At 57.5% G+C, this 25,802-nt stretch carries 24 protein-coding genes; 15 read left to right on the top strand and 9 right to left on the bottom strand.

The window, feature by feature from the left end:
• The first annotated feature begins 116 nt into the window (after window positions 1-116).
• Both G538_RS0111235 and G538_RS0111230 read left to right on the top strand, forming a co-directional pair.
• Window positions 117-650 (top strand): PAS domain-containing protein, encoded by a 534-nt coding sequence (locus G538_RS0111235; protein WP_029069391.1) that lies wholly within the window; start codon window positions 117-119, stop codon window positions 648-650.
• The gene (locus tag G538_RS0111230) at window positions 647-1,588 is read left to right on the top strand and encodes a methyl-accepting chemotaxis protein (RefSeq protein ID WP_029069390.1); all 942 of its coding nucleotides are present in this window, start codon (window positions 647-649) and stop codon (window positions 1,586-1,588) included. Before G538_RS0111235 ends, G538_RS0111230 begins: the two co-directional genes overlap by 4 nt.
• Before the next feature lie 16 nt (window positions 1,589-1,604).
• Here G538_RS0111230 and G538_RS17485 read toward each other — a convergent pair whose 3' ends face one another.
• From G538_RS17485 to G538_RS0111195, 6 genes are all read right to left on the bottom strand, one after another.
• The gene (locus tag G538_RS17485; RefSeq protein WP_051197036.1) at window positions 1,605-2,483 is read right to left on the bottom strand and encodes a hypothetical protein; all 879 of its coding nucleotides are present in this window, start codon (window positions 2,481-2,483) and stop codon (window positions 1,605-1,607) included.
• Between the two features lie 101 nt (window positions 2,484-2,584).
• Window positions 2,585-4,600: an acetate--CoA ligase gene (acs, locus tag G538_RS0111220; protein ID WP_051197034.1), complete on the bottom strand. Its 2,016-nt coding sequence runs from the start codon at window positions 4,598-4,600 to the stop codon at window positions 2,585-2,587.
• Window positions 4,601-4,801: 201 nt separating this feature from the next.
• Window positions 4,802-6,199 (bottom strand): cellulase family glycosylhydrolase, encoded by a 1,398-nt coding sequence (locus G538_RS18445; protein WP_281170266.1) that lies wholly within the window; start codon window positions 6,197-6,199, stop codon window positions 4,802-4,804.
• A 225-nt stretch (window positions 6,200-6,424) separates the two neighbouring features.
• Entirely contained in the window at window positions 6,425-7,630 is a 1,206-nt protein-coding gene (locus G538_RS0111205; protein WP_029069387.1) for a cellulase family glycosylhydrolase, read from the bottom strand.
• A 177-nt stretch (window positions 7,631-7,807) separates the two neighbouring features.
• The gene (locus tag G538_RS16435; RefSeq protein WP_051197032.1) at window positions 7,808-8,716 is read right to left on the bottom strand and encodes a formate/nitrite transporter family protein; all 909 of its coding nucleotides are present in this window, start codon (window positions 8,714-8,716) and stop codon (window positions 7,808-7,810) included.
• A 568-nt stretch (window positions 8,717-9,284) separates the two neighbouring features.
• Entirely contained in the window at window positions 9,285-10,097 is an 813-nt protein-coding gene (locus G538_RS0111195) for an HAD family hydrolase (protein WP_029069386.1), read from the bottom strand.
• Between the two features lie 145 nt (window positions 10,098-10,242).
• Here G538_RS0111195 and G538_RS17480 point away from each other — a divergent pair, with 145 nt between their 5' ends.
• The 6 genes from G538_RS17480 (at window position 10,243) to dcm (ending at window position 16,576) form a co-directional block, all read left to right on the top strand.
• Window positions 10,243-10,986: a CpaE/TadZ family protein gene (locus tag G538_RS17480; protein WP_157544456.1), complete on the top strand. Its 744-nt coding sequence runs from the start codon at window positions 10,243-10,245 to the stop codon at window positions 10,984-10,986.
• The gene (locus G538_RS16425) at window positions 10,973-12,106 is read left to right on the top strand and encodes a TadA family conjugal transfer-associated ATPase (RefSeq protein ID WP_051197027.1); all 1,134 of its coding nucleotides are present in this window, start codon (window positions 10,973-10,975) and stop codon (window positions 12,104-12,106) included. The genes G538_RS17480 and G538_RS16425 overlap by 14 nt, the downstream gene beginning before the upstream one ends.
• On the top strand, window positions 12,094-12,807 hold the full coding sequence (locus G538_RS17475; RefSeq protein WP_051197025.1) for a hypothetical protein: 714 nt from the start codon (window positions 12,094-12,096) through the stop codon (window positions 12,805-12,807). Before G538_RS16425 ends, G538_RS17475 begins: the two co-directional genes overlap by 13 nt.
• A 37-nt stretch (window positions 12,808-12,844) precedes the next feature.
• A complete protein-coding gene (locus tag G538_RS16415; RefSeq protein WP_051197023.1) occupies window positions 12,845-13,345 on the top strand; it encodes a type II secretion system F family protein in 501 nt (166 codons plus the stop codon).
• Between the two features lie 586 nt (window positions 13,346-13,931).
• The gene (locus G538_RS0111170) at window positions 13,932-15,137 is read left to right on the top strand and encodes a hypothetical protein (protein WP_029069385.1); all 1,206 of its coding nucleotides are present in this window, start codon (window positions 13,932-13,934) and stop codon (window positions 15,135-15,137) included.
• A 53-nt stretch (window positions 15,138-15,190) separates the two neighbouring features.
• Window positions 15,191-16,576, top strand: a complete 1,386-nt coding sequence (dcm, locus tag G538_RS16410) for a DNA (cytosine-5-)-methyltransferase (protein WP_051197021.1) — start codon at window positions 15,191-15,193, stop codon at window positions 16,574-16,576.
• Window positions 16,577-17,428: 852 nt separating this feature from the next.
• On the opposite strand, the gene G538_RS18440 is transcribed toward dcm, so the two are convergent.
• Window positions 17,429-17,557 (bottom strand): hypothetical protein, encoded by a 129-nt coding sequence (locus G538_RS18440; protein WP_281170264.1) that lies wholly within the window; start codon window positions 17,555-17,557, stop codon window positions 17,429-17,431.
• A gap of 12 nt (window positions 17,558-17,569) precedes the next feature.
• Here G538_RS18440 and G538_RS18050 point away from each other — a divergent pair, with 12 nt between their 5' ends.
• The 5 genes from G538_RS18050 (at window position 17,570) to G538_RS0111135 (ending at window position 20,821) form a co-directional block, all read left to right on the top strand.
• The gene (locus G538_RS18050; RefSeq protein ID WP_157544454.1) at window positions 17,570-17,758 is read left to right on the top strand and encodes a hypothetical protein; all 189 of its coding nucleotides are present in this window, start codon (window positions 17,570-17,572) and stop codon (window positions 17,756-17,758) included.
• Between the two features lie 491 nt (window positions 17,759-18,249).
• Complete coding sequence (locus tag G538_RS16405) at window positions 18,250-18,492, top strand: DUF4244 domain-containing protein (protein ID WP_035834242.1); 243 nt, start codon at window positions 18,250-18,252, stop codon at window positions 18,490-18,492.
• A 65-nt stretch (window positions 18,493-18,557) separates the two neighbouring features.
• Window positions 18,558-18,953, top strand: coding sequence for a TadE/TadG family type IV pilus assembly protein (locus G538_RS16400; protein ID WP_035834241.1), 396 nt, complete (start codon window positions 18,558-18,560; stop codon window positions 18,951-18,953).
• Window positions 18,934-19,407 (top strand): Rv3654c family TadE-like protein, encoded by a 474-nt coding sequence (locus tag G538_RS0111140; RefSeq protein WP_029069384.1) that lies wholly within the window; start codon window positions 18,934-18,936, stop codon window positions 19,405-19,407. Before G538_RS16400 ends, G538_RS0111140 begins: the two co-directional genes overlap by 20 nt.
• A 109-nt stretch (window positions 19,408-19,516) precedes the next feature.
• Complete coding sequence (locus G538_RS0111135; RefSeq protein WP_051197019.1) at window positions 19,517-20,821, top strand: aspartate aminotransferase type Ic; 1,305 nt, start codon at window positions 19,517-19,519, stop codon at window positions 20,819-20,821.
• A 52-nt stretch (window positions 20,822-20,873) separates the two neighbouring features.
• On the opposite strand, the gene G538_RS0111130 is transcribed toward G538_RS0111135, so the two are convergent.
• Window positions 20,874-23,405 (bottom strand): DEAD/DEAH box helicase, encoded by a 2,532-nt coding sequence (locus G538_RS0111130; RefSeq protein WP_035834240.1) that lies wholly within the window; start codon window positions 23,403-23,405, stop codon window positions 20,874-20,876.
• Window positions 23,406-23,625: 220 nt separating this feature from the next.
• Between G538_RS0111130 and G538_RS16395 the strand changes: the two genes are divergently transcribed.
• A complete protein-coding gene (locus G538_RS16395; RefSeq protein ID WP_051197017.1) occupies window positions 23,626-24,912 on the top strand; it encodes an inorganic phosphate transporter in 1,287 nt (428 codons plus the stop codon).
• A complete protein-coding gene (locus tag G538_RS0111115; RefSeq protein ID WP_029069381.1) occupies window positions 24,912-25,154 on the top strand; it encodes a hypothetical protein in 243 nt (80 codons plus the stop codon). Before G538_RS16395 ends, G538_RS0111115 begins: the two co-directional genes overlap by 1 nt.
• A gap of 236 nt (window positions 25,155-25,390) precedes the next feature.
• On the opposite strand, the gene G538_RS18045 is transcribed toward G538_RS0111115, so the two are convergent.
• On the bottom strand, window positions 25,391-25,543 hold the full coding sequence (locus G538_RS18045; protein ID WP_157544452.1) for a hypothetical protein: 153 nt from the start codon (window positions 25,541-25,543) through the stop codon (window positions 25,391-25,393).
• Window positions 25,544-25,802: the final 259 nt, after the last annotated feature.

The raw sequence follows: 25,802 nt of genomic DNA, 5'->3' as shown, positions 1-25,802 counted from the left end.
TAGAGCATCGTGAAACGCGGCGAATGAGGCGATACGCACAGCAAAGTCACCCGCTCGAAACCTACAGGAAATATCGACTCTGCCGATCGGCGTGTTGACTCAAGAAGGAGCGTCAGATGACAGGCGTAGCTCGCACCGGTGAGGAGAGGATCCTCGCCCCCCAGGACATCATTGTCACCAAAACCGACCTCAAGGGGCGTATCACCTACGCTAATAGTGTCTTTCTCGACATCTCTGACCTCCAAGAGTCAGAAGCTCTCGGCAAACCACACAACATCATCCGACACCCGGACATGCCCGCCGGTGTGTACAAACTCGTCTGGGACTCCCTCGAAACCAACAACGAAGTTTTCGCGTACGTCAAAAACCAAGCAACATCAGGCGCGTACTACTGGGTCCTAGCGTACGTCACCCCCACCTACGATGCGCAAGGCAAACGCATCGGATACCACTCCTCCCGGCGCGCAATAAACCGCCAAGTACTGCGCACCGTCGAGGACACCTACCGCGCCATGCGCGCCGCAGAACACGGCCTCACCGGGCGTGCCCGAGGGGAAGCCTCCTACGCGCGCCTCGAAGAAACACTCGCACAAGCCGGAATGACCTACAGCCAATGGTTCTGGTCGCTCACCACAGGAGTTGCAGCGTGAACAGACCCTCATTCCTGGGCGGATCAAACATCACCGCCAGCGAACGCGACGAACTGAACGCCTACCGTCAGCTCTTCACCACCCTCACCACCGCCGTCGGTGGCATAGATGACGGCAACCTCGAACAACGCTGGACAGACACACCAGCATTCGACCAAGTACGAGGCGCACGCAAACTCCGCGACAAATTCAATCATTTCCTCGACATGGTTGATGTCTGCCTCCGCGAAGCAGATGGCGCACTAACATCAGCCATCGAACAACGCTTCGAACGCCGCTTCCTCGAAACAGGGATGCGCGGAGTGTTCGCCACCCAAGCAGGCCGCATTGACGCCACCACCAGGCAACTCCACGCAACCCACGAAGAACTCGCCGGAGTCGCAGCCCGCCGCAAAGAACTGGCCACCCACTTCGAAGAAGAAGTCCTGCGCCACGCACAGCAACTATCCTCCGTGTCCCACGACCTGCGCGACGTCACCTCAACACTGACCACAGACACCCAAAGCGTCGCCCAACACATCGGCGACACCGCGACCAGGGCAGAAGACCTCACCCAACACTCCGAAGCGATGCGAGACATCAACTCCCTCATCCAACAGATCGCCAAACAAACCCGGCTCCTCGCCCTCAACGCCACCATCGAATCAAAACGAGTCGGTGAACAAGGCGCAGGCTTCGCCGTGGTCGCCGATGAAATCCGCAAACTAGCCGACCAAACCAGTGAGGCGTCCTCCGGAATCGAAGAACGCCTCACAGAATCACGTGACCACATTGCGTCGCTGGCCGCTGCGCTCGCAGACATTGACGGATCCATTGATCGGATCGACAACGCAGTCCGCGAACTAGATACTCAGGTGGCTGGTCCGGGAACCAGCCTCATCGGGTCAACAACCACCCTTGACGGTGAGGTCCGCAAGTTCCTCACCGAGCTGGAGTAGCAAGTACAAAGCCGCGTCACTCCTCTGATGCGGCTTTTTGCTTGCGCTCTACCTCGCGGGCAATCTCCAGCATGGACGCCAGCTGGTCTACCGGTGTGTAAAAGGACCCGTGTTGTGGGTCTACTTGCACGGATGTCACGGGGTTGTTTTCAGCGGTGAACACAGACACCACCTCGTCGGGAGTCATAGCGATGACCGCATCGAGCTCGCCCATTCCACGCAGTTTTGCGTAGTCGGCTGCACGTTTCGCTTCGGTGAAAACGATGAGCGTGGCACCGTCTGCCCCAGTCACCGCGAAGGGCTGCATGTTTTCCCCTTCGCCGCGTGGCACCAAGTACCACGATTCAAGCAGCAGCGTGTGTACCCACAGGGCGCCACGAGCTTTGAGGTCCTGGGGGTTTTTGCGGGCAAAGTCGGCTAGAACATCTACCTGGGTTTGTGGGTCGGTTCCGCGCACCCCGACAATTTGTCCCTCACCGGAGGAAACATACCCGTCAGCTAGTTGTTCCAACGTGCCAGGGGTCACCGCGAAGGGTTCTTCTTGCGGGTTGAATACACACAGGGTTACGCCGCCTTGGGTGAGTTGGCGGGTGGCGGTGAGCATCGAGCCTGGAGCCGATGCGTATACCCGGTCTGGTCCGCCAAAGTCCTGCGCGAAACGGGTTGCGCGCTCTGAGTCGGTGAAGACGGGAAGGATGACGCTGTCGCCGTCTTTCAGGAAGATGGGAGACAGTGTTTCGGATTCATCTTTGATGAAAAACCACCGTTCGAGAGGTAATACGAGGCGCCATAGTTCTCGCCAGGTATCTGCTTTCGCATCGCCCTCAGCGTTTTTAGCGGCCAGCGATAACTCATCGATCAAGCGTGCCCGGTCGATGTCTGGCTGCTCTGCCATAGGTGTCTCCTCAGGTTGGTGGTGAAGGTCGTGCTCATGGCTGTGGCCGCAACCGTCCAGCGGCGCGGCCACAGGGTGTCTCCCTACTGTAACGTGCAAAATTAGCGCGATGCAGGCGTCGAGAGTTTAGCGGTGATGAGATCCATGACGCTGGTGTCAGCGAGGGTGGTGGCGTCGCCAACGATCCGGTGTTCTGCGACGTCGCGCAGGAGGCGCCGCATGATTTTCCCTGACCGTGTTTTGGGTAGTTCTGGAACCACGAGGATGTCGCGGGGTTTCGCGATGGGGCCAATTTCGTGGGCAACGTGCCCTCGAAGGTCAGCGTGTAGTGCGTCGAGGGTTTCTGGGTTTGCTGCTGCGGCAGCGAACTCTTCACGCAAAATGACAAAGGCAACCACCGCTTGGCCGGTGGTGTCGTCGGTTGCGCCAACCACTGCAGCTTCTGCCACTTTGGGGTGGGAAACCAGTGCTGACTCTATTTCCATGGTGGACAGCCGGTGGCCAGAAATATTCATCACGTCATCAACGCGGCCCATGAGCCAAATATCGCCGTCATCGTCGCGTTTTGCGCCATCCCCGGCAAAGTAGCGGCCGGTGAACCGGGACCAGTACGTGTCAACAAACCGTTGGTGGTCGCCCCAGATTCCGCGCAGCATGGAGGGCCACGGTTCGGAGAGGACAAGGTAGCCGCCGCCACCGGGGGCTACGGGTTCACCAAAGTCGGTCACAACATCGGCGACGATGCCTGGCAGCGGTGTTTGGGCTGAGCCCGGTTTGGTGGCGGTGATCCCGGGCAAGGGGGAAATCATGATGGCGCCGGTTTCTGTTTGCCACCAGGTGTCAACGATGGGTGCGGTGTCTTTGCCGATGACCCGTCGGTACCACATCCACGCTTCGGGGTTGATGGATTCTCCCACTGACCCTAGGACTCGCAGGGAATCGAGGTTGTATTGCTGGGGGATGTGTTCACCCCACTTCATGAAGGTGCGAATCGCGGTGGGGGCCGTGTACAAAATGGTGACGTTGTACTTGTCGATGATTTCCCACCAGCGCCCTTGATGCGGGGTGTCGGGGGTGCCTTCATAGATGACCTGTGTTGCCCCATTGATGAGCGGACCGTAGACAACGTATGAGTGTCCGGTGACCCATCCAACGTCCGCGGTGCACCAGTACACGTCGCTGTCAGCTTTGAGGTCAAACACATGATGGTGTGTGAAGGCGGCTTGGGTGAGGTACCCGCCTGTTGTATGGAGAATCCCTTTGGGTTTTCCGGTGGTCCCTGAGGTGTAGAGGATAAAGAGGGGGTGTTCGGCGTCCACCCATGCAGGTTCGTGGAAGGTGTCGGCGTCGGCTAAAGCATCGTGCCACCACACGTCTCGGTGTTGCGTCCAGGCAATGTCTTGCCCGGTGCGCCTGACCACAAGGACGTGGCGAACGGGGCAGTTGTCCATGTTTAGGGCTTCGTCGACGGCTGGTTTTAGAGCGGTCGCTGAGCCCCGGCGGTAGCTTCCGTCAGCTGTGATGACGATGGCGGCGTCAGCGTCGAGAATCCGTGAACGGAGTGCTTCGGCGGAGAACCCGCCAAATACTACTGAGTGGATTGCGCCTAACCGGGCGCAGGCCAGCATGGCAATAACTGCTTCAGGGATGAGTGGCATGTAGATGATGACGCGGTCGCCTGAGGTTACGCCGAGGGCTGCAAGAGCGTTTGCGGTTCTGCTGGTTTCGCGTTGCAGGTCGTTGTAGGTGTAGGTCGCGGTGTCGCCGGGTTCGCCTTCGAAGTGCAGTGCAACTCGGTCGCCGTTGCCTGCGAGTACGTGGCGGTCTACTGCGTTGTAGGCGGCGTTGAGGGTGCCGTCGGCGAACCATCGGGCTACGGGGGCCTGTGACCAGTCGAGGGTTTGGGTGAAAGGGGTTTTCCAGGTGAGGTGGGTGCGGGCTTGAGTGGCCCAAAAGGCGAGGCGGTCTGTGGCAGCTGATTCACCGAGTTCGGGTTGGGCGTTCGCTTGCGCAGCGAACTGTGGGGAGGGCGGGAAGGAGCGGGTTTCGTGGAGCATGTTGTCCAGAGTCGCCTGGGTGTCATTGTGGGTCACGGATACCTCCGGTTGCATCATCATTGGTGCTGGGACCTTAGTCCCCCTCCGATACTAATGTGGTGCGGAGCACATGTCTTGTGTGTGGTGAGCGAGAGACTGCGTTCACGCGACCAAAAAACCCACAGCAGCACGATGCCCGCCGCGCCCTGAACGTGCAGGGGCGGCGGGCATCGTGAGTGGGGTGTGACTACCTGCGGTGCAGGCAGTCACACAAGGCGGTGATCAGCGGCAAGCGATATTCAGTGTTGTTGGCGCTGGACCGTTGCCAATGAAACCTACGGTTGCTGTGTTGTTGGCAGCCAGTGTTCCGTTCCATGCTTCATTGACGGTGGTTAGTGTTGAGCCGGAGGTTGTTGTTGCACCGCCCCACGTGCTCCCAACGCTTACCCCTGGAGCGCTCCATTCCAGTGTCCATGAGGTGATGGGTGTGGTGGCTTTGACGGTGATTTCTCCTTGGAAGCCGCCTTGCCATTGGCCAACAGTGCGATAGGTGGCTGTGCACACCTCAGTGCCGGGGTCCGTGGGATCAGTCGGGTCCGTCGGATCGGTGGGATCTGTTGGATCCGTGGGATCAGTTGGGTCGGTTGGGTCGGTTGGGTCTGTGGTTCCTCCGCCGAAGATGCTGGCTATCTGTGACGTTTCTTGGATGCCGTTGGGTCCAAAGAAGAGGTCTTCACCCCACTGGCTGAGGGTGTTTTTGTTGAAGTTCATCGCCAAGTCCAAGTAGGGCTCGGTGTTTCCGCTCCACGACCAACCAAGGTAACCGGTTTGGAGGCGTTCGGACTCTGAGAGGATCGCTTCCCACGCCACGGTTTCCCCTTGGTGCTCCCAACCAAATTCGCCAACGATGATGGGCAGGTCGCGGTCGAGGAAGTATTGCAGGTAGTTCGTGACCGAGGCGGGGGTGCCAAACACTTGGTACATGTGCACGGAGAAAACGGTGTTGCCGGTTGGGTCAGCCTCGTAGATTTCTTCGGCGTTGTCTCGCATGAGGTACTGCCAGTCTTGTCCCCAGCTTGGCGCATCGACCACGATGGTGTGTTCAAGCCCAGCATCACGCAACGTTGCGATGGCGGCTTTGGTGTCTGCTACGAATGATGCATTGGTGGCGGCGTCGTTACCGTAGGGTTCGTTCCCGATGTTGATCATGACGTAGTCTTCTTCGCCGATGAGCACATCTTTGATGTCAACCCAGTATTCTGCTGCTTCGGCGAGGGTGGACCGGGGTGGGTCTGCGTATTGGTCGCCGTACCCAGTGGTGTCGTGGACTTCAAGCATGTTGATGAGTTCGGCGTCTTTGGCGAGCTGGATGACGTTGGCAACGTCAGCTGCGTCGTTGCGTTCCCATTTCACCCCGTTAGACAGCACAGTGCGAACAGTGTTAGCTCCCAGGGACCCGATGTCCTCGAAGGACTGGGTGCGCCCGGTGTACCACGTGTGCGCATGGTTGACGCCGCGCATAACAAGTTCGGTGCCGTCCGCTTCAAAGATCCGGCCGTCTTTGACGTGGATCCCGATGGGGTCGTCGGCGCTGGTTGTGGTTGGTGCTGCGACGGCTGCGGTGCCGGCGAGGGCCGCAGATGCGGCGATCGCCGTGGCAGCAGCGACTGCGTGTCTCATCCTCATTGATTACTCCTTGCTTTCGCTGTGGTGTCGGGTGCTGTGGGGAAGCATGACTCCTTATGGGTACCAAGGTCCAGGGTGCGCACCCACCTGCTTAAACGTTTCACTGGTTCGGTTGACTTTGTGTTGCCTAATGCTCACTGCGATGTTGACACCTCACTGGCACACACATGCCCGCCCACCATGTACTGGTGTGCGGGCACGTGAGAGATGAATGGCTTCTTACTTCACACGGCAGGAGCGGTTGTTTTCCCAGCCCCACCCGTCACCGTCTGGGTCTGACGCTGAACTGGTGCAGGTCGGGTAGGTGTCGGAAGGCGCAACACGGCAGGAGCGGTTGTTTTCCCAGCCCCACCCGTCACCGTCTGGGTCTGACGCTGAACTGGTGCAGGTCGGGTAGGTGTCACCGTCTGGTGTGTCTTCCTGAAACACTGTTGCAGTGCGCGATGTTGCCGCGATCCCGTGGGGGCTGTTGAAGAGTTCTTGCCCCCATGGGGTGAGCGAGTTCTTAGAGAAATCACGCACGAGGTCGAGTTTTTCTAGGCCGGCACCGTTTCCTGACCAGGACCAACCGAAGTAACCAACGTTGTGGCGGTTGCTTTCGGTGAGGATCGTTTCCCAAGCAACTGGCTTGTCAAAGTGGGTGGAGGAGAACTCTCCGATGATGATGGGCAATCGCTTAGCGCGGTAAGACTCCAGGTAGTTTGACACTTTCGTTGGGGTGTCAAAGACCTCGTACATGTGCACGGAGAACACAACATTCCGGTCTGGGTCGGAGGCGAAGATTTCTTCGGCGTTGTCGCGCATGAGGTACTGCCAGTCTTGTCCCCAACCAGGCGCATCAACAATAAGTGTGTGGTGCAAACCCTCGTCACGGAGCCGTTTGATGGCTTTTTTAGTTTCTGCAACGTAGTGAGAGTTCGCGGCATTATTGTTGCCGTAGGGTTCGTTCCCGATGTTGATCATGACGTAGTCTTCTTCGCCGATCAGCGCGCTCTTGATGTCAATCCAGTAGTCGGTTGCTTGTGCAAGAGTGGAGCGTTTTTCGTTGGCTGCTGTGTCCCCATAGCCTGTGGTGTCATGGACCTCAAGGACGGAAATGAGATCAGCTTCTTTTGCTGAGGTGATGACGTTTTGTACGTCAGCTTCGCTGTTGCGGTTCCAGGTCACACCATTGGACAAAACAGTGCGAACAGAGTTGGCACCTAACGAACTGATGTCGTCGAAGGCTTGGGTGTTGCCGGGGAACCAGGCATGTGCATGGTTGACTCCACGCAATACCAGTTCATGCCCGTTCGCTTCGTATATTTTGCCGTCCTCAACGTGGATTCCGTGTTGAGGGGCAGCCTGGGCGGCTGTCGTTGGATAAATGAGTCCAGCTGCTGCGGTCATCGCGGCTGCTATGGCGACAACTGTCGCTTTTATCATGGTCACTCCTTGCAAGTGCTGGTGTGTGGTGGATGAAAGCGCGGCCCCCAATGAGTATCAGTCCTAGGGCATCGGAGAAATGGGCACTGCAGTCCTTCCCCTGTTGACGCTGTGCGGGCACACAGATGCCCGCACACCATGTGCTGGTGGGCGGGCATCAAGAAGTGACGAGTGAAACTACCGGCTCAATGAGACGTCGGCTGCGGGAGTGACTGAGCTGTCAGCGTTGCTTGCCGCCTTAGCACTGGTGGGGGGCGCATCGGCCTGCACTGCAGGTGTGCTCTCGATGTTTACTTCCTCAGCGTGTGCTCGGGTTTCCGCACGGGCGAGGACAACATAGGTGAGGCCAACGAGGATCGAGCCTCCCACGAGGTTCCCTGCACCTACGACCACCATATTGAGGGCAAAGTCAGTGGCTGTGATGTCTGGTACCCCGTTGAGGAAGCCGAGGGTGAACGTTGTCATGTTGGCAACAACGTGTTCAAACCCAGAGGTAACAAAAGCAAGAATGCACCAGAAAATCATGATGAGCCGTGCGACTTCACTCTTGAGGCGCACTCCACTCCAGATGGCCAAGCATACGAGTGCGTTACACAAGATGGCTCGGAAGAACATAACCGGTATGGATTCGCTCGTTTTACTGGTGAGGAGAGCTTCAAGGTAGGAGTACGCGGCTGTGCCGTGGTGTGTGACACCAGATAGCCACACGACGACGGCGAGAAAGACAGCGCCGAGGAGGTTCCCCAGGAAATTCAGGGTGAGTGTGCGACCCCACACGGTGAACCGAATTCGTCGCTGGAAGAGCCCTTGGCTGAGGGTCATCATGTTTGATGTGACGAGTTCGGCACCTGCGACGAGCACCAAGGACAGTGCTGCGCTGAACACAATGCCGCTGATGAGTTTCACTGCCGGGTCGTTGTTTTCAAAAAAAGGCCCAGCGGCGGTGAGCATGACGACAACACCAATCCCTACATAGGCGCCACCCAGCATGCTGGCGATGGTGTAGCTGCCGATGTGCGTCGCGGCCTTGGTCTTTTTTTGTGCGGCTGCGACCTGGTACTCGAGGGCTTCGGGGTAGCTGAGCATACTCCCACTATCTCAGGTCATCCTATGAATGGTGGGGGACTTTGGGCCGACATATTTGTCAAAAAAATAATGTTGCTGGTCACTGGCGGGTGAAGTGTGGCCTGAGCGTGGCGTAAGGCAGTGTCATAAGAAAAGCCGCGTCAGCGGTGAACGCTGACGCGGCATCTGGAACTTACGTTCCGAGCTGTCGAGCCCCACCCCCACGGCGTTCCCGACAGCTTGGGGCAACAGTGTTGCCCTGTGTCCTTAAGGTTTCCGTATATCCGGCTTGCCCGCAATCGTGACTTCTCACCATCGGCTGTGGTATTTACCCACGTCACGGTGGTGTTTAATGAAGGTTTCACACACACTCATGGCACCCACGTGGGGTGCCATGAGGTCGAATGCGTCCGGGTATCAAGCGTGCACTTGTTGGCATCGTATCGGCACTAAGTCCGACCGGGAGGTCCTATACGTGGACCGATCGCGCGTGGGTTCCGGACGCTGTTCTGTTATGACTTCAGTATGCCCTGCATCACACTTTAAAGCGAGGGTGAAGATGAGTTTCCCGCTCTCTCAGCGGGTGATCTCAGGCCGAACGTCGTCGAGCAACCCGCCGCCGCCATCCCCACAGTGCCAGCGCAACGCCGCCAACAACGACACCTACACCCCAAGCAACACGGCGCGGAGTCATATGACTCCGCAACGTAATGGGGTGCTTAAAGGTCAGAAGACCCCAACCACGTTCCTGGGCCATACGCCGCAACGCCCGGTCAGGGTTCACCGCAAAAGCGTGACCTACAAGGGAGAGCATCGGCTCATCCGTCACAGAGTCGGAATATGCATAACTCGTGCTCAGGTCATACCCAGTTTCGGCGGCAAGTTCAGCGATAGCGGTCGCCTTATTCTCACCAAAGGCATAAAAATCGATGAGCCCAGTGTATTTACCGTCGCGTATTTGCATGTGCGTGGCGATAAACCGGTCAGCACCAAGCATCGCTGCAATAGGGGCAACCAGGTCGCTGCCCGAGGCTGAAACGATCACAACATCGTGGCCCGCTTCATGATGGTGACGGATCAGTTCGAGCGCTTCGGCGTACACCATGGGGTCAATGTTCTGGTGCAGTGTGTCACTCACAATGGTGGTGACTTGCTCCACCGGCCACCCTGTGACAAGAGCGGAAAGGTTTTCTCGCAACCGCTCGGTTTGGGCTTCGCTGGCACCCCGAGTCATGAACATGATGTGCGCGTAGGCGCTGCGTAGCGCAGCGCTGCGTGAGATCAACCCGCCCCGGTAGAACGGGCGGGAAAACGCCGCAGCAGAGCTCGTTGCGATGATCGTTTTATCAAGGTCAAAAAATGCGGCGATGCGGGGCGTCGCAGCAGGAGAGGAAGAAGCCACCCCATGAGCCTATCCAACGTTTGCTGCTGGTGCTGAGCGTTTTCTGGTTGTCCCCAGGGTCAAAGCATCGAAGCTATCCACAACTTCGGGGCAAACCCCACTCCCCAACCACGGTGATTCACACCTCAACCATAGGGTGCTGGGTGTGTCCCCACCATCAACTACACCATCACCCGGCGTCGTCCTTGCCGTAACCGGAGCAACCGGTGGGGCAGGAACATCATTGCTCGCCGCAGCGCTCGCCGACGAACTATCAACACGCGGCCCCACCATTCTCCTCGACACCCACTTTGGTGGCGCAGGGTTAGAGGTTCTCCTAGGCATGGAAGATTCCACTGGTGTGAAATGGCCAGAACTCCACGACGCCCGCGGGGCACTCGACTGGACGCACCTAGAAACCCAACTACCAACCTGGCGCGGGGTGCACGTCGTGACCTGCACCCGCACCGCACCAGTATTCCCAGCCACACCCACGGTCAATACAGTGCTAGCAAGCGCGGTAGCAGCCGGGCGCAACGTCGTCGTTGACGCCCCGGCGAGCATCGTGCATAACCACCACCACCTCCTCACCCACCATCTTGTCCTCGCTGCACGCAACGTCTGTGGTGTTGCCGGCGCCGCCGCGCTCGCGGGGTTACCGTCTCCTGGCGGCGGTCGCAGTGTTGTGACCTCGCCTCAGCGTCCGGTGTCGATGACTCCCCAACAGGTGGCGCGCTATGTGCGGTTGCCATTAGCGGGGGAGTGGCCACACGTTCGCGGGTTGGCGGAGGCAGTGGAGCATGGGGCGACTGCAGTGGATTTACCGCGCGGGGCACACAAGGCCGCGCGGCGTGTGGTGGCGAGGTTGACTGATCTTGTAGTGGGTCAGGAGCGCCATGAAAAGCGGTGAGCGGATGCGCCGGTTGCGTGATGACACTACCGCGCAGGGTGTCAGTGTTGACGATGTGCGCGGGTTGGTGGTTGCCAGGAACCTCGCGTTTGGGCAGGACACTCAGCAAGCGGTTGCCCGCCATGCATGGAATCACATGTTTGGTGCCGGCCCGTTGCAAGGGCTGTTGGAAGACCCGTTGGTGACTGACATTTTGGTTAACGGCCACCAGGTGTGGGTTGATCGAGGGCAGGGGCTTGTCGATGCTGGGCTGTCGTTGGAATCGCCACGTGCGGCCCGGGAACTGGCGGTGCAGTTGGCAACGCGTGCGGGGGCGCGCCTTGATGACGCGCACCCGGTGGTTGATGCGCAACTCCCTGATGGGTCGCGTTTGCATGCTGTCATTGAACCTATTAGCCCAACCCCAGCCACGATTTCGTTACGTGCTTTTCGTGCCCGTCACTTGAGCCTGCGGGATTTGGTGCAGTGGGACATGATCCCTGCCCAGTGGGTTTCGGTGTTTACTGCCCTAGTGGAGCACCGGGTGAACCTGCTGATTTCCGGGGGAACTGGCACGGGGAAAACAACGTTGCTGAGCACGTTGTTGGGGCATGTGCCCCACACAGAACGGATCATTACGATTGAAGATTCCCGAGAAATCGCCACCACTCACCCCCATGTTGTGGCGTTGCAGTCACGGGCGGCAAACGCTGAAGGCGCTGGGGCAGTCGACCTTACGGAACTGGTCCGCAACGCTCTGCGGATGCGCCCTGACCGGGTCATGCTGGGGGAGTGCCGTGGCGCCGAAATCCGCGACCTCCTCATGGCGTTCAATACCGGGCACTCAGGTGGGGCAGCCACCTTGCATGCCAATAGTGCCCACGATGTCCCTGCTCGCCTTATCGCGTTGGGTGCTTTAGCGGGCATGGACCCGCAAACAACGGTCCTTCAGGTGGCTAGCGCCCTTGACGTCATTGTGCACATCACTCGGCCACCTCACGGGCGACGGTACATCTCTGATATTTCAGCGCTCACCTGCTCTGACAGCGGCCATCTTGTTGTTCAACCATTACTGACCTGGGATGGCGTGAGTGTTCCCCGCCGCCATGATGTATCTGTGGTGCCAGCATGGTTGGCGTAACCGCTGCACTCGTGGTTTATCTCATGTGGCTACTCCGCAAGTACGTGACCCGCCGGCGCCTGCGGAGCCTGGCACGCCCCGCATCGGGTTTACTGCGCTATCAGCGCTTTGCCGCAAAGGTTTTCCCCACCTGGTTTTCCCGCCATGTAGCACCCACCCCGGCGCCCTTTTTGCCCGGGGTGATCAGTGAATTAGCTGCTGGTCAACAGCCTGATGCAGTATGGCAACGCCGCCAGGTTGCCACCATCAATGGGATCCCGCTGCCTGGCCCTTTAGAGCACCGACTCACAGCAGACGGAAGTTACACCTCGGGGAACTGCACCCACGCCGCGGCGACTATTGTTCTTGCGTGCCGCTTAAGCCAACGTACCGGGCTCTCCCTCGCAGTTGTTCTTGAACAAGCAGTGACCGCGCTGAATCATTCACGCGACGCTGACAGCGCCCGTCACTCTGCTGTTGCCGGGGCGCAGGCTACCGCCCGTCTACTCTTTTTCTTACCGCTGTTTGGGTTGCTCATGGGAAACGCCCTCGGCGCAGATCCCGTGGGCTGGCTGCTCACCACACCACTGGGATATCTCAGTCTTTTTCTTGCCACGGTGTGCACTGTGACGGGGCGATGGTGGGTAGCCCGCCTCATTTCTGCCGCCAGCACCCAAGGACTCCTGGTACATCGCACACCTAATCCGGCACCGAGTAGCTGAGCGCTGTTCTTTGAACCTACAACTCTAGGAAGTTGCTATGTCCCTTCTTGCTCGCGCCAGATCAGCACGCATCGCCCGCACACAGTCGCCGGAATCTGCCCCCATTTCAGAAACCGTGGTGATTGACCTCCTCATCACCCTGCTCACGAGCGGGCATTCGCTACCTAGTGCGTTGACCTGTATCGGCGAAGAACTGAAAGGAGTGGAAGGGGTAGCACTGTCGCAGGTCGCCACCGCGCTCATCCAGGGGGCGTCGTGGGATGAGGCGTGGGTGGTTGCACCGCCCCGGTTTCTCTTTCTTCGCGATGCGCTGCGCCATGGATGGCATCAAGGTGCGTCCGTGACGTCATCGTTGGCTGCAACACGTGAGCAGATCCTTCATCAGGGCAAAGATCAAGCCCAAGCGAGTGCTCAAGCGCTGGGGGTGAACATCGCTTTGCCGGTGGGGTTGTGTTATCTCCCAGCTTTTGTGCTCGTGGGGGTGGTGCCCACGCTGGTGTCCTTAGGGTTCGCCAACCTGCTTGCCCCCACGCCTTAACGCTCACTGGTGGCTTTGCCAAAGGCTGTCCGTGGTGAACGACTGAAGAGTGTGGAGCGCAATCTGAACTAACTTGCTAACGATTCCAACGGACGTGCGACTGCTCTGATCGCGGTAACTCTCTCAAAGGTGGTAGAAAGACGCCTCATCGAAATCCCGCATCAAGTCGATGCAGGCTACGCAGCGTTATGTTGTGCAGAGCTATTATCGGACATGTTGATGTGCTCCGGCTTCTGTCACCCAGCAGTTTCACAATTATTCCAGACGGCGTAGTGGTTCCTTGCTCAGCGTGGAAACTGCTTGACGAATTTTCGAGCGATTCTAGTTGGCTCTGAGACGCTTTCCGATTTCACGGGCCAGTTAAGTAGTGATTTCCAGGATGCCTTGAGTGTCTTCATCGCTTGCGACACTAAAGTTATTTGAGTGGGGGATCTTGGGTTGCGCGACGCAGGCATGGTGCTCACGTATGTAGGTTAGTCACGACACCTGGAAATAGTTGAAAAAATAGTGGTCTTCGTTTACAATCAATTTGTAACTTTACATAGATTATACTAAATCTATAATCGTTCCCGATGAAAATAGGCATATGGGAAACATTGCGGTGGACCAAATCGGACTAACAGGCGAGTTGGTCATTGATGTTGACACGACTCTCAGTCCGGCTCAGAAAGTTGGCGTGCTCATGGACGCGCTCCCTGGGGCGGTTGTAGAAAAGATTGCTGGCGTGCAGATTGTTCGATTCGCCGGTCAGATCATTCTTAGCGCACAGGTCACATACCTTGGAAATCCGTGGCCGGGGTTCAAGAAGCGAATCCAGATTCCGCGCCGTTGGGTCGAGGTGTATCGCCGTGCTGCTGCTGATGGCATCGTGACCAGATTCGTGGGCATTTACCACTACGGAGAGGTGTCGGTTTTCGTTGATTTCGACCCAACTACTTATGTTGAGCGGAAGGCAAATAACTCGGCTGCTCATGTGGCGACCAATGATCTCTTCCAGGCGCAAACTCTGGGGATTTTTCGCCGGACAGACAAAAATGGTAACAGTCTGACGAGCCTGCGTTCCGATCGATTTGGCGACTATCTCCTTGGAAACGTGGGTAAGGAGATGGCGCACGCGCGGGTATTTGAGGAATTCAACGCTGAGTTCTTGACTGGTGAGCATTTGTCGGCCCTGGATGCTGTCCAACAGATGCATAACGCACAGTGGCCGGACACTATGCAAGCAGAGTGGGCCGGTTTCTACCTCGAGTTCAGAGTTGATGACTTTCTTCGCAACTCCGGCGCACACCGAATTGTCGAATTCCAAAAAGCCAAGCGTCGTGGAGACTTTGACTACGACCTGATCTTCAAAGGATCGCAAGAAGTGGCATTCCTTGGCGACCTCAAAGCCTCAAGTATTTCATCACGTGGGGCACCCGGGAACGATGCGGCGAACCTTTTGGAGTGCGTTGCCCAGTACGGGCGTTTCTGGTATGTGCTTTACGAGCACGAGACATGGCACAGCAAGGACGAAGGTGCCAAACCGGTGATCGCTTGGAACGAATGGCGGCGTTCGGTGGGTTATACGCCGCGGGCTGGGTATGACTCGATGTCTTATGCGCGCAAGTTTAAGTCAGCTGTGCGTTTCGTTCGAATGAAGATTCTCGAGGTCAACGTTGCAAACTTCCACCTCGTCCTTGATGACTTCAAGCAAGGGAGGCAGGTTGGTGGCGCGGAACGAGCTGTCAAGGTGATGATCGATAAAAAGAACATCGATAACTTCCTCATCTACTCCCAGAGCATTAGCGTGTGAACTTGCTTTCGATGGAACTTGTGCCAATCGTTACCTCGAGCTAAGCTGAACACATGTTCGAACTCTCAGATGGTGCAAGCGATAACTTACTCGAACCCGCCTTCCGCTATGCAGACTTATTCGCTGGTATCGGCGGTTTTGCATCAGTGTTTAGATCGCTAGAAGGCGAGCACGCGTACGCCGTTGAGATTGATAAGGCTGCTGCTTTGGTATACGCCCGTAACTGGGGGCATGACCCGCTTGGCGATATTACGGAGGATGCCAATGATTTGCGGGTAACCGTGCCAGAGCATGATGTGCTGGCGGGCGGGTTCCCGTGTCAACCATTCTCCAAGTCCGGTGCGCAGCGTGGCATGGACGAAGTTCGGGGCACTTTGTTCTTCCATATCGAGAAGATATTGAGGGCCCGTAAGCCCACGTTGATTGTGCTTGAAAACGTCCGTAATCTGGTTGGTCCTCGTCACCGTCACGAATGGGAGGTCATCATTGACCACCTGCGTGACGCGGGCTACCAAGTGTCGTCCGCTCCTGCGATCTTCTCCCCGCACATGATCGCGCCCGAATACGGAGGCCGTCCTCAGACCCGTGACCGGCTGTTTATTACAGCTACGCTCGTGCCAGAGGGAATGGTCATGGATCCTGAACCTGAACCGATTCGCCTGCCTGAAAAAGTGCTGATGCAACGCGAATGGGACTTGATCCAGGATCTGCCGATGGATAATCAGTCAAGTATCCCTGGCACAGAGATCTCTGACGCCGAGCGCGGATGGATCGACCACTGGGACCTTATGGTGCAGGTCATGCGTGCTTGGCGGGCCGATCAGGCGCGTCTCGCTGGCCAGTACTTGCGCCGCCTGCCAGGTTTTCCGATTTGGACGGAGGCTTGGGTATCAAAGCGTGAGCACGATGAGCAACTGAAGGGCGTAGCAGCTTGGAAGGCTGACTTCCTGCGCAAGAACTTCGATTTATACGAAAGTCTGCGTTTGTTTATGGGGGATGCGCAGATGCAAGATTGGCTCAGGAGGGTCCGTACATTCCCAGAGTCGCGCCGCAAACTCGAGTGGCAGGCGCAAGACGCTACAAGTCTCTGGGATTGCGTTATCTCACTTCGGCCTTCCGGTCTCAGAGTAAAGAGGCCGACTCATCTTCCCGCGCTTGTGGCTATCACACAGACACCGATCATCGGGCCATTGGGGCGTAGGTTGTCGTGGCGTGAGGCGGCGCGGTTGCAAGGGCTGAGCGACGATTTCAACTTCGGCGACCAGAAAGACGCTGCAACTTTCAAGCAGTTGGGCAACGGTGTGAACACCGGAGTTGTGCGGCAAGTTTTAGCCGCTCACGTCGAACGTGACAAGGGGCTGCTGATGGCGACTGAGAGAGGTAAACGTATCTATCAAGCGATGTCCGACAACGAGCACGCTACTGCTCACCAAAAATGAAGGAAGCAAAGGTTGGTAACCAATCCTAATTGTGCGGTTGGGACAACAAGCAGTGAGAAAACTTCCCTGTAAAACAGAAGTCCGCAGTAGCACCGTAGCCGTCAGCAAATGGACCAAAGGAGGTTCGTCATCTCGATGAGTGACGAACGAGACTACTTCTCGTTTGAATTTAGTTGCTTCATCCACAAGAGCAATAATCTGCGGATCGCTCAGAGGGTTTGACTCGTGACGGAGTGCGCCCAGGCGATCAATGACTAATGTGGGGAGGTCAACCGTCGTGTACCAATCGTGACCTGCTGTGCGGTAGTAGTACGGAAGAACATCATTGTTCTCGCCCATCTGTATCCACGTCACAGGATCGAGTACGTTGTCTCCGCTGCCGTTCGGGTGAAAGTCTCGCTTGTGGAGTAAAATCACTCCGCGGAGTTCAGATACCGATTGAAAGCGCCGGTCATGGTTGTTGCTCGTGCATTTGAAATTGCCGGGAGGGATTCTGCGCAATGTTCCGTACGTGTGAACTTCGGCATTGTTCGGAAGGGTCGCATCGAATGCCTCACAAAAAGTAGCCTCGAAGAGGGAGATCAGTTCACTGGATCGGGTTTTAACGACCCCGTTGAGTGAACTACATAGCAGGTTGAAAAGGTAGCCTTTTGAAGGCACATTGGTGGGCTTAAATTTGATTCGCCTGACAGTCTTGTCCACTTGGAATGGCTAGACTTCGTCTTGGGCTTCCTGTCTTTCCTCGAGTAGGCGCATGATGTCCCCAAGTCGCCGATCACGAGTATTGGTGCGTTCCGTCGTGCGCCCATATGGAGGCGCCTACAGTTCTTGCGCGCCTTCAGACAAGGTGTCTTAGCGGGTGAGGTGACTGCCGATTTCTGCTTCAGCCTCGTCCTCAAGTGCGTCCGGCAGCGCCCCAGTGAGATTACTGGCGCCATCATCACTTTCGGACATTTTCTCGAAGTCGTCAGGTTTATTCACTAGGTCTGCCAGTTGAGCGGCACTGAACTGCCCATTGGAGTAGGTAGGGCAGAGTGCTTCAACGAAATTCGCCCAGTGGTGCAGTTCATCCTCGCGGGGAGTGGAAGCTTTTTTGAAGCGTCAAACAAGATCGCTCTTGTTGCTCTTCCGTCTGTTGCCCGCGATAAGTTCCTACTGCTGTCCAAATATCTCGCCTTCTGAAACTGCACTGAGTACTTCTTCTGTGATTGGTGGCCGGTGGATTAGGCTCTGAGCGGTGATCAAACGTCCTCGGACATCTCGAATGGCGCGCACGAAGATCTCTGCGGGGTTGATTTTTTCCTTGCTGCTTCCTCCGCGGTATACCCACGATGAAGTGAAGCGATACCTCTCTTCCTTAGAGAGAGCCGCGGTGAGGAAACGTATTTTGAAACTTTTGCATAGGTTTGCACGGCCGGCGGTGGGGTGATCGACATAAAGCCACTTAGCGAGATGCGATAGTTGCACATCGCCAACCTGATCAAGTGAAGCCTGCGCAAGTTACTCAGTTTCGAGATAGTTGACGAACTGATGAGTTATCCACACCACGCTAGATACTGGGATATCCACAGAAAACACTTCACGCATCACGCTCCGCAGAAGGTATTCCTTCCCCTCTGACAGGCTGGCAGCACTGTGAATCACACAGAGCAACCCTGTGGAAAGGAACCACCATGAAAAACACCGTGCAACACCTCACCCGCCGCAACGCTCACGGCATCACCACCACAATCACCCGCCGAGCCCGCCAACGCATCAACGACACCAACGAACAAGGCATGGCCACCACCGAATACGCCATTGTCATGGTCGCAGCCGCCGCATTCGCCGGTGTGCTCGTGGTCCTCCTCAAAAGTGACACTGTGAAGTCACTCCTCACCAGCATCGTCGAAGGTGCACTATCCGTCGTGGGGTAACCCAACACAAACGGTGGGGCGCTACCCCCAGCGCCCCACCAAGCCCCCGCGCAAGGACAACACCCATGACAACACCACAACGCATAACCCTCTCTAACAAGAATCGGCCAAGCATCGACGCCACAACAAACAGCGAACAAGGCAGTGCAACCGTCGAATTCGCCATCATCCTGCCAGCAATAGTCGCCCTTCTTGCCCTCCTCCTATCCATTGCCAGCGCAGCACACCAACATGTCGCCGTCATCGCCGAAGCGCAACAAGCCGCCCGTGCTGCCTCCATTGGAACCACCTACACGCCCGCAACAATCACTGCAATTACCACCACACGAACCCCAGGATGGGTGCACACGCAAGCCACCAGACGCGTCAAAATCATCGGAGTTACCCTCCCCGGGTTCACCCTCAAAGCGTCCGCAACCGCACTCGACGAGGAGGGTCTCGGTGCCCCAACCCGCCCATAACCACCAACCCGGCTTCAGCCGCCAGCCAACCCTCACCTGCCACCCCGGTCCCAGTAACCACTCTCCGTCCCGCACAACCAAGTGGCTTCCCCACACTCACCGTCATGAAAACGGTTCTGTCAGCGTCACTGCGCTCGCAGTTATCGCTGTGTGGGCGGTACTTGCCGGGGTCCTTTTTACTATTGGCGGTGTGCATGCCGCTGGTGCTCGGGCTCAATCAACTGCTGACTTCGCAGCGCTTGCTGGTGCGAACGTGCTGTTCAATAGCTCTTTCATTCTTGGTCCTACTGAGGGCTTAGCGCAGGGCTCTCCATGTGACGCCGCGGAGCATTTACTGTCCGTGAGTGAGCCTGGGGCTCGTATGAGTTGCTCAGTGACAGACGATGTTGTGTCTGTGGAGGTAACGGTACGTGTGATGGGGTTTTCGGTGACCCGCTCGGCACGCGCAGCATGACCCCAGCAGCGCACACTGACAACAGCCCGATAAGATAAGACGTGACCAGCGCCACCAGGCGTCGCAGACCATGAATGTGACCGGCCCACGGCCGGTGAGAGGTGCCACCATGTCTTCACCGTCAGCAATCCTCGACCTCCCAACCCAGGGTTTGCGTGATCTACACGCACAACTCCAGCGTGAATACGAGGACCTCACGGCACGTGGCTTATCTCTTGACCTCACACGCGGCAAACCATCAACGGAGCAACTGGACATATCAAATGCACTGTTGACACTGCCGGGGGGAGTGTCCCGATGCCCGGACGGCACAGATACCCGCAACTACGGGGGCAACCGTGGGCTGCCAGGGTTGCGCGCCGTTTTCGCGGAGCTTCTGAACCTTGACGTGAACAACATCATCGCTGCCGGGAACTCCAGCCTCGAGATCATGCATGATCTTGTTGTTTTTTCACTGCTGCACGGCAACGTGGACTCCACGGGCCCATGGGTCACGAACACCCCCGTGAAGTTTCTGGCGCCAGTCCCCGGCTATGACCGCCACTTTGCGATCTGTGAATCGTTCGGTATCGAACTGATCCCCGTCCCACTGTTGGCAGACGGGCCAGACATGACCGTGGTTCGTGAACTTGTTGCTGCAGACCCAACGATCCGTGGCATGTGGTGTGTTCCCACCTACTCCAACCCCACGGGTGCCACCTACTCGCGTGAGGTTGTTGAGGCGTTGGTCTCGATGGAGACCGCCGCCCCTGATTTCCGTTTGTGGTGGGACAACGCGTATGCGGTTCACACGCTCGTTGATCAGGCGCCGGAAGCTATCGACATTTTGGGTCTTGCCGCCCAGGCGGGTAACCCTAACCGCCCGTACGTGATTGCATCGACCTCGAAAATCACGTTCGCCGGTTCGGGGGTGGCATTCTTCGCTGCTTCGACGGCCAACCTTGATTGGTACCTGTCACACACGGGCAAGCGCAGTATCGGCCCGGACAAGGTGAACCAGTTGCGTCATGTGTTGTTTTTCCAGAACGCTCAGGGCGTGCGGGATGTCATGGCCCGGCATCGCGCGATTTTGGCTCCGAAGTTTGAAGCTGTCCTCGACATTCTCGATGCCCGCCTAGCGTCAGCTGGTGTCGCCCGGTGGACCCGCCCCGAGGGTGGGTATTTCATTAGTCTCGATGTGCTGCCCGGTACGGCTCGCCGTGTCGTGGAGTTGGCGAAGAGTGCTGGTATTGCGCTCACTGCTGCGGGGTCGGCGTTTCCGTATGGGCGGGACCCGCGTGATGAGAACATCCGGTTGGCACCCTCGTTCCCACCGCTTGAAGCGGTGCACGCGGCAATGGATGGGGTAGCGACATGCGTGTTGTTGGCATCCGTTGAGCACGCACTTCACACCCGTGATGGGGATAATGCCTGATAGCAAAAGCGTTCGCGCCTACCCCTCCCTCAACGTCTGCGCTGCTTCGTGGTCAGTGCTGCACGGTGTCGTTCAGTGAACCGTGAAGCATCACGTGGAGCAGCCGGATGGCGCCGTCTTTGCTGAGTGGGTTGTTGCCGTTCCCGCATTTTGGTGACTGCACACAACTGGGGCAACCGTCCGCGCATCCGCATGCTGTGAGTGCTGAAAGCGTTGCTGTCATCCACTGTCGGGCTTGGGTGAAGCCCCGTTCGGCGAACCCGGCCCCACCGGGCAGTGCATCGTAGACGAAGATCGTTGCCATCTCTGTGTCCACGTGCAGTGCGGTGGAGACCCCGCCAAGGTCCCACCGGTCGCAGGTTGCAATGAGGGGGAGGAGCCCAATGGCGGCGTGTTCTGCTGCGTGGAGCGCTCCGGGGATTTCTTCTAGGTCTAGTTGTGCGGTGGTGAGCAGATCTGCGGTCAGTGTCCACCACACGGCGCTTGTGGTCAGGGTCCGGGTGGGCAGGTCAAGGGTGTCGTTGGAGAGTATTTCACCGCTGGGAATGCGTCGGCGGCTGAACCCGGTGACTTGCCCGTGAACATTGACTTGCCCCCAGGCCCACTCGACGCCGGTGTCCTGCCATGTGGTGGTGCGTCCGGTGTCGAGTATTTCGATCGAGGTGACGTCGCGCGACCAGGTGGAGTAGGCAACAACTTCGCGATCAACCAGTGCGGTTCCTTCCTCCCAGTCGTAGTGGGCAACAACGTAGGACTCCCCTTGGTGGGTGTAAACCGCCCCGTCGTGGACTTGCCCGTCGGCAGCTGAACCGTCAACTGTGCCAAGGAGTCGTCCGGTGGAACGTTCCACAACTTGCACTGTTGGGGTGTTGTCGCCGCGGATGCTTGTGAAGTCAGCTGCGTTTGAGTCGTGCGTCCAATACCATCCCGATGTGCGCTGCCGTAGTGTTCCCCGGGCGGTGAGTTTGTCGAGTACTGCGTGGGCCGCCTCGCCACCAAACCAGCGTGTGACATCGTGCGCTTTGATGGGGAGTTCGGCGGCTGCTGCGCACAGGTGCCCTCCGAGAACGTAGGGGTTATGCGGGTCAAAGATGGTGGCTTCCAGCGGCGCTCCGAAGATAGCGTCAGGGTTGTTCACCAGGTAGGTGTCCAGTGGGTCTTCGCGCGCGATGAAGACAACTAACCCGTCTTGTCCGGCGCGGCCTGCCCGGCCTGCTTGTTGCCACAGGGAGGTGCGGGTCCCTGGCCATCCGATGATGGCCACGGCATCGAGTCCGCTGATGTCTATTCCGAGTTCGAGGGCATTGGTTGTGGCTAGGCAGCGTATCGTTCCGTTACGCACTTGTGCCTCTAAGGCGCGGCGTTCCTCAGGGAGATATCCGCCGCGGTATGCGGCGACGGTATTGGCTAAGCGCGGCATGGAATGTTGTAGCGCTTCTTGGGTGTGGAGGGCAACGAATTCTGCGGCCCGCCGGGATCGCGTGAAGGCGAGGGTGCGGGCTCCATGGGCGGTCAGGTCTGCGAGTAGGTCGGTTGCTTCCGATGTTGCGCTTCGTCGTGGTGCTGCGGGGAGTGGGGCATCGGGCAGGAGCCCGGTGATGTCGTCGCCGCGCGGTGTGGCGGGGCCGGTGAGGTCATCGTCAATTGCGCTCCATTGCGCAGAGGAATCAAGAAGTGCACTAAAAGGGGAGTCATCGGCTGTGGGGGTGCCGGGCGCTTGAGTGTTTGTGAGGTCGAGGGTAGGAGGTTGCCACAGGGCTATGGTTTTGCGGCCTCGTGGTGAGTGATCGTGGGTGATTGCACGGATAGTTTCTGGTGTTTCCCCGATGAGTCGCGCGGTGCTGGCGGCAGGTTCAGCTGTCGTAGCGGAGGCCACGATGCATTGCAGTTGCTCGTCTCCGTTGTAGTGCGCAGCGAGGCGGCGGAGTCTGCGCAGGACGAGGGCGACGTGTGCGCCAAACACACCGCGGTACACGTGCCCTTCGTCAATGATGACGTAGCGCAGCGATCGCAGGAACCTTGACCAGCGTTGGTGTTGGGGGAGGAGTGAGTAGTGCAGGTAGTCGGGGTTGGTGAGCACAATGTCACCGTGTGCTTGGATCCAACGTCTCGATTCGAAGGGGGTGTCTCCGTCGCAGGGTTCCGCTGAGATGTCCGTGATGTTGCCTGCTCCGAGCAGCTGCGTGAGCGCATGGTGTTGGTCGTGGGCCAGGGCTTTGGTGGGGGCAAGGTACAGTGCGGTTACTGAATGTCGGGCGTGCTCGATGCGCCGCGTTGATTGGTCTTTGCTTGCGCGTATTGTGGACAAAGTGGGGACCCAGTAGGCCAGGGATTTGCCTGACCCGGTGGAGGTCGCTAGAGCCACGTGGTGCCCGTCCCAGGCTGCTTGTGCTGCTGCTACTTGGTGCGTCCACGGTTCTTGGGCGCCGCGTTCTTTGAGGGCGTGCGCCACATCTTCGTTAACCCAGTTAGGCCATTGCGATGTTTGTCCTTGCTGGGCATTGATCGTGTGGACGTGCCGCAGGCGCTCGTTTCTGCGCCCCCCGGCGGTGAGGATGTCGAGCAGTTCGTCGTTTCGTGGCACCTTCCTATTGTGGGGGGTTGTGGGTGTCGTTGACGTTGATCCACCTGATGAGATTTTTCGTGGTGGCGGTCACTTTCCGTTCACCCAATTCGACACGCCAGTGGCACAGTTCCCACAACACGCCGTTAAAAAATGAACAACAGGTGAACGCCAGTGGAAGCGTGGTTGAAGTTGGTTTGCGTTAACGACATTAACCGGCACTATTAATCCCGTGAACGAGATGACTCTCCTCGTCCTGGTCGTGGCTACTGCCCTGGCGTTCGATTTTACGAACGGCTTCCACGACACAGGCAATGCAATGGCCACGTCAATTGCGACCCGGGCGCTTCGCCCTAAAGTCGCGGTGGCACTATCGGCAGTACTGAACTTTGTTGGCGCTTTTCTGTCGCTTGCTGTCGCCGCAACCATCGCTAAAGGCATTGTTGATGCCAACGTGATTACCCTTGAGGTGGTTTTGGCTGGCCTGGTCGGCGGGATCGTATGGAATCTCATCACATGGCTGTATGGGATCCCTTCGTCTTCTTCTCACGCACTGGTTGGCGGCATGGTTGGCGCCGTGCTGGCTGCTAGCGGTGTAGCTGGCGTGTTGTGGACAGGGGTGATCGCTAAGGTTTTGCTTCCAGCGTTGATCGCACCACTGCTCGCCATCTTGGTTGCGGGCATTGGAACGTGGATCGTTGCTCGCATCACTGCGGGTATCCCGAAGGAAACGCAGGAGAAAACTTTCCGTTGGGGGCAAATTGGTTCTGCTTCCCTGGTGTCGCTGGCTCACGGCACAAATGATGCACAGAAGTCGATGGGAATCATCCTTCTTGCGCTCATTGCTGCTGGTGCTGCGCCAGCTGATTCCTCGGTGCCCCTGTGGGTCATCATTTCTTGTGCGTCATTCATGGCGTTGGGCACCTATACCGGTGGTTGGCGTGTCATTCGCACCTTGGGTAAAGGGCTCGTTGAGATTGATTCGCGCCAAGGTATGGCCGCCGAGACTTCGTCAGCTGCCGTGATCTTGATGTCCTCACACTTTGGGTATTCGCTGTCAACAACGCACGTGGCTACTGGTTCGGTCATGGGTTCTGGTGTTGGTATGCCTGGAGCTAAGGTGCGTTGGGGTGTTGCGAAGCGCATGTTCCTCGCGTGGATGATTACGCTGCCTGCAGCTGGTTTGGTTGGGGCCGTGTGCTACGGCATTCAACATGGTTTGGGTGGGGCGGCAGGTTCCATCACTGTGTTTGCTTTGCTTATTGCTGTCTCTACGTGGTTATTCCTCGCTTCTCGCCGTCAGCCGGTTAATCCTGACAACGTCAACGAGGATTGGCAGGATGATGCGAATGAGCCCATTGGTATTGGTGCTCGCCGTTCGCCAGAAGCCGCCGATGCTGTTGCATCCGATGTGACTGACCCTCCTGCCACTACCTCACAGGATCCCGCAGAAGCGGAAGTTCTGGTTGCTGTCGCAACAGCGGGTACAGATGACACTGCTCCTGAACCGAAGGAAGAGGCTCGCTGATGTCTGCATTCATCGAATTCGATGCGCTTCTCGCTGTTGTGGTTGCGGGAATTGTTCTTGGCGCTGGGTTACCTACATTGTTCGCGTTGGGGGTGCGAGCCTTCACCCCGCAGACCACACCTAGTGGCGATGTTGTTGCGATATCGGTTGGGCGTAAAGCCTGGGGTGTCGTGTGCTTTGGTGTGTGTATTGGTGCGATTGTTGCCGGTGTTTTGTTTCTGGCAGCAGGAGGCCATGCGTAGGTCTTTGTGTCGTTGTCAGTGGGCAATCCACCCACTGAGATGACTAGTTGTTGGTTGCTCTCGATGTGGCGTGGAGTTCAGGTCGTTCTGAACTCCACGCCACTTTTGTTTATGGGGGCAAGAGTATTCGATGCTGTCCCACGGAAGAATCGCCGATGCGCGATCAAAGCATTGCGCGGATCACATTATTGAGCACATCGGGCGGTCACCCTAAAATCCCTTGTGAGGGCACATTTTCATTGGCGAATCGTTGTGTTTTGGCGTTTGTTGCGTTGTGGGGTTGGGGTGTTGTAGTGTTGTTTCTCGGCCCGCTTGGCGGGTTGTTCTTGGCCTTGTGTGTGGGTTTTTGCTGGTTGGTGTTGGGCTGTTGTTGTGTGACTGTGTGTCACACACGGGGTTTGCATCGCTGGTGAGGTTCTGGTAGGGTTGAGAAGTTGCCTTAGCGGCGGGATTGGCCGGGTTTTTGGTTGGTTTCGCGTGGTGGGTTTGTTGTTTGTTATCTCAATAGTGTGTTTGTTTTGTAGAGTTTGTTTGTGGTTTTCTGGCTGCTATTTGTTGGTGGTTGGGGGATCGTTTTTATTCAATTTTGCGATGACTGCTTTTGTGGTTGTTGTGGGGTTGGGATTTTCTTTGTATGGATGAAGGCTG

Origin of the sequence: Jonesia quinghaiensis DSM 15701 (assembly GCF_000423205.1) — a bacterium.
In the GTDB taxonomy this organism is placed as follows: Bacteria; Actinomycetota; Actinomycetes; order Actinomycetales; family Cellulomonadaceae; genus Jonesia; species Jonesia quinghaiensis.
The sequence above is the reverse complement of the archived record's forward strand: the minus strand, read 5'-3'. Positions and strand labels throughout refer to the sequence as shown.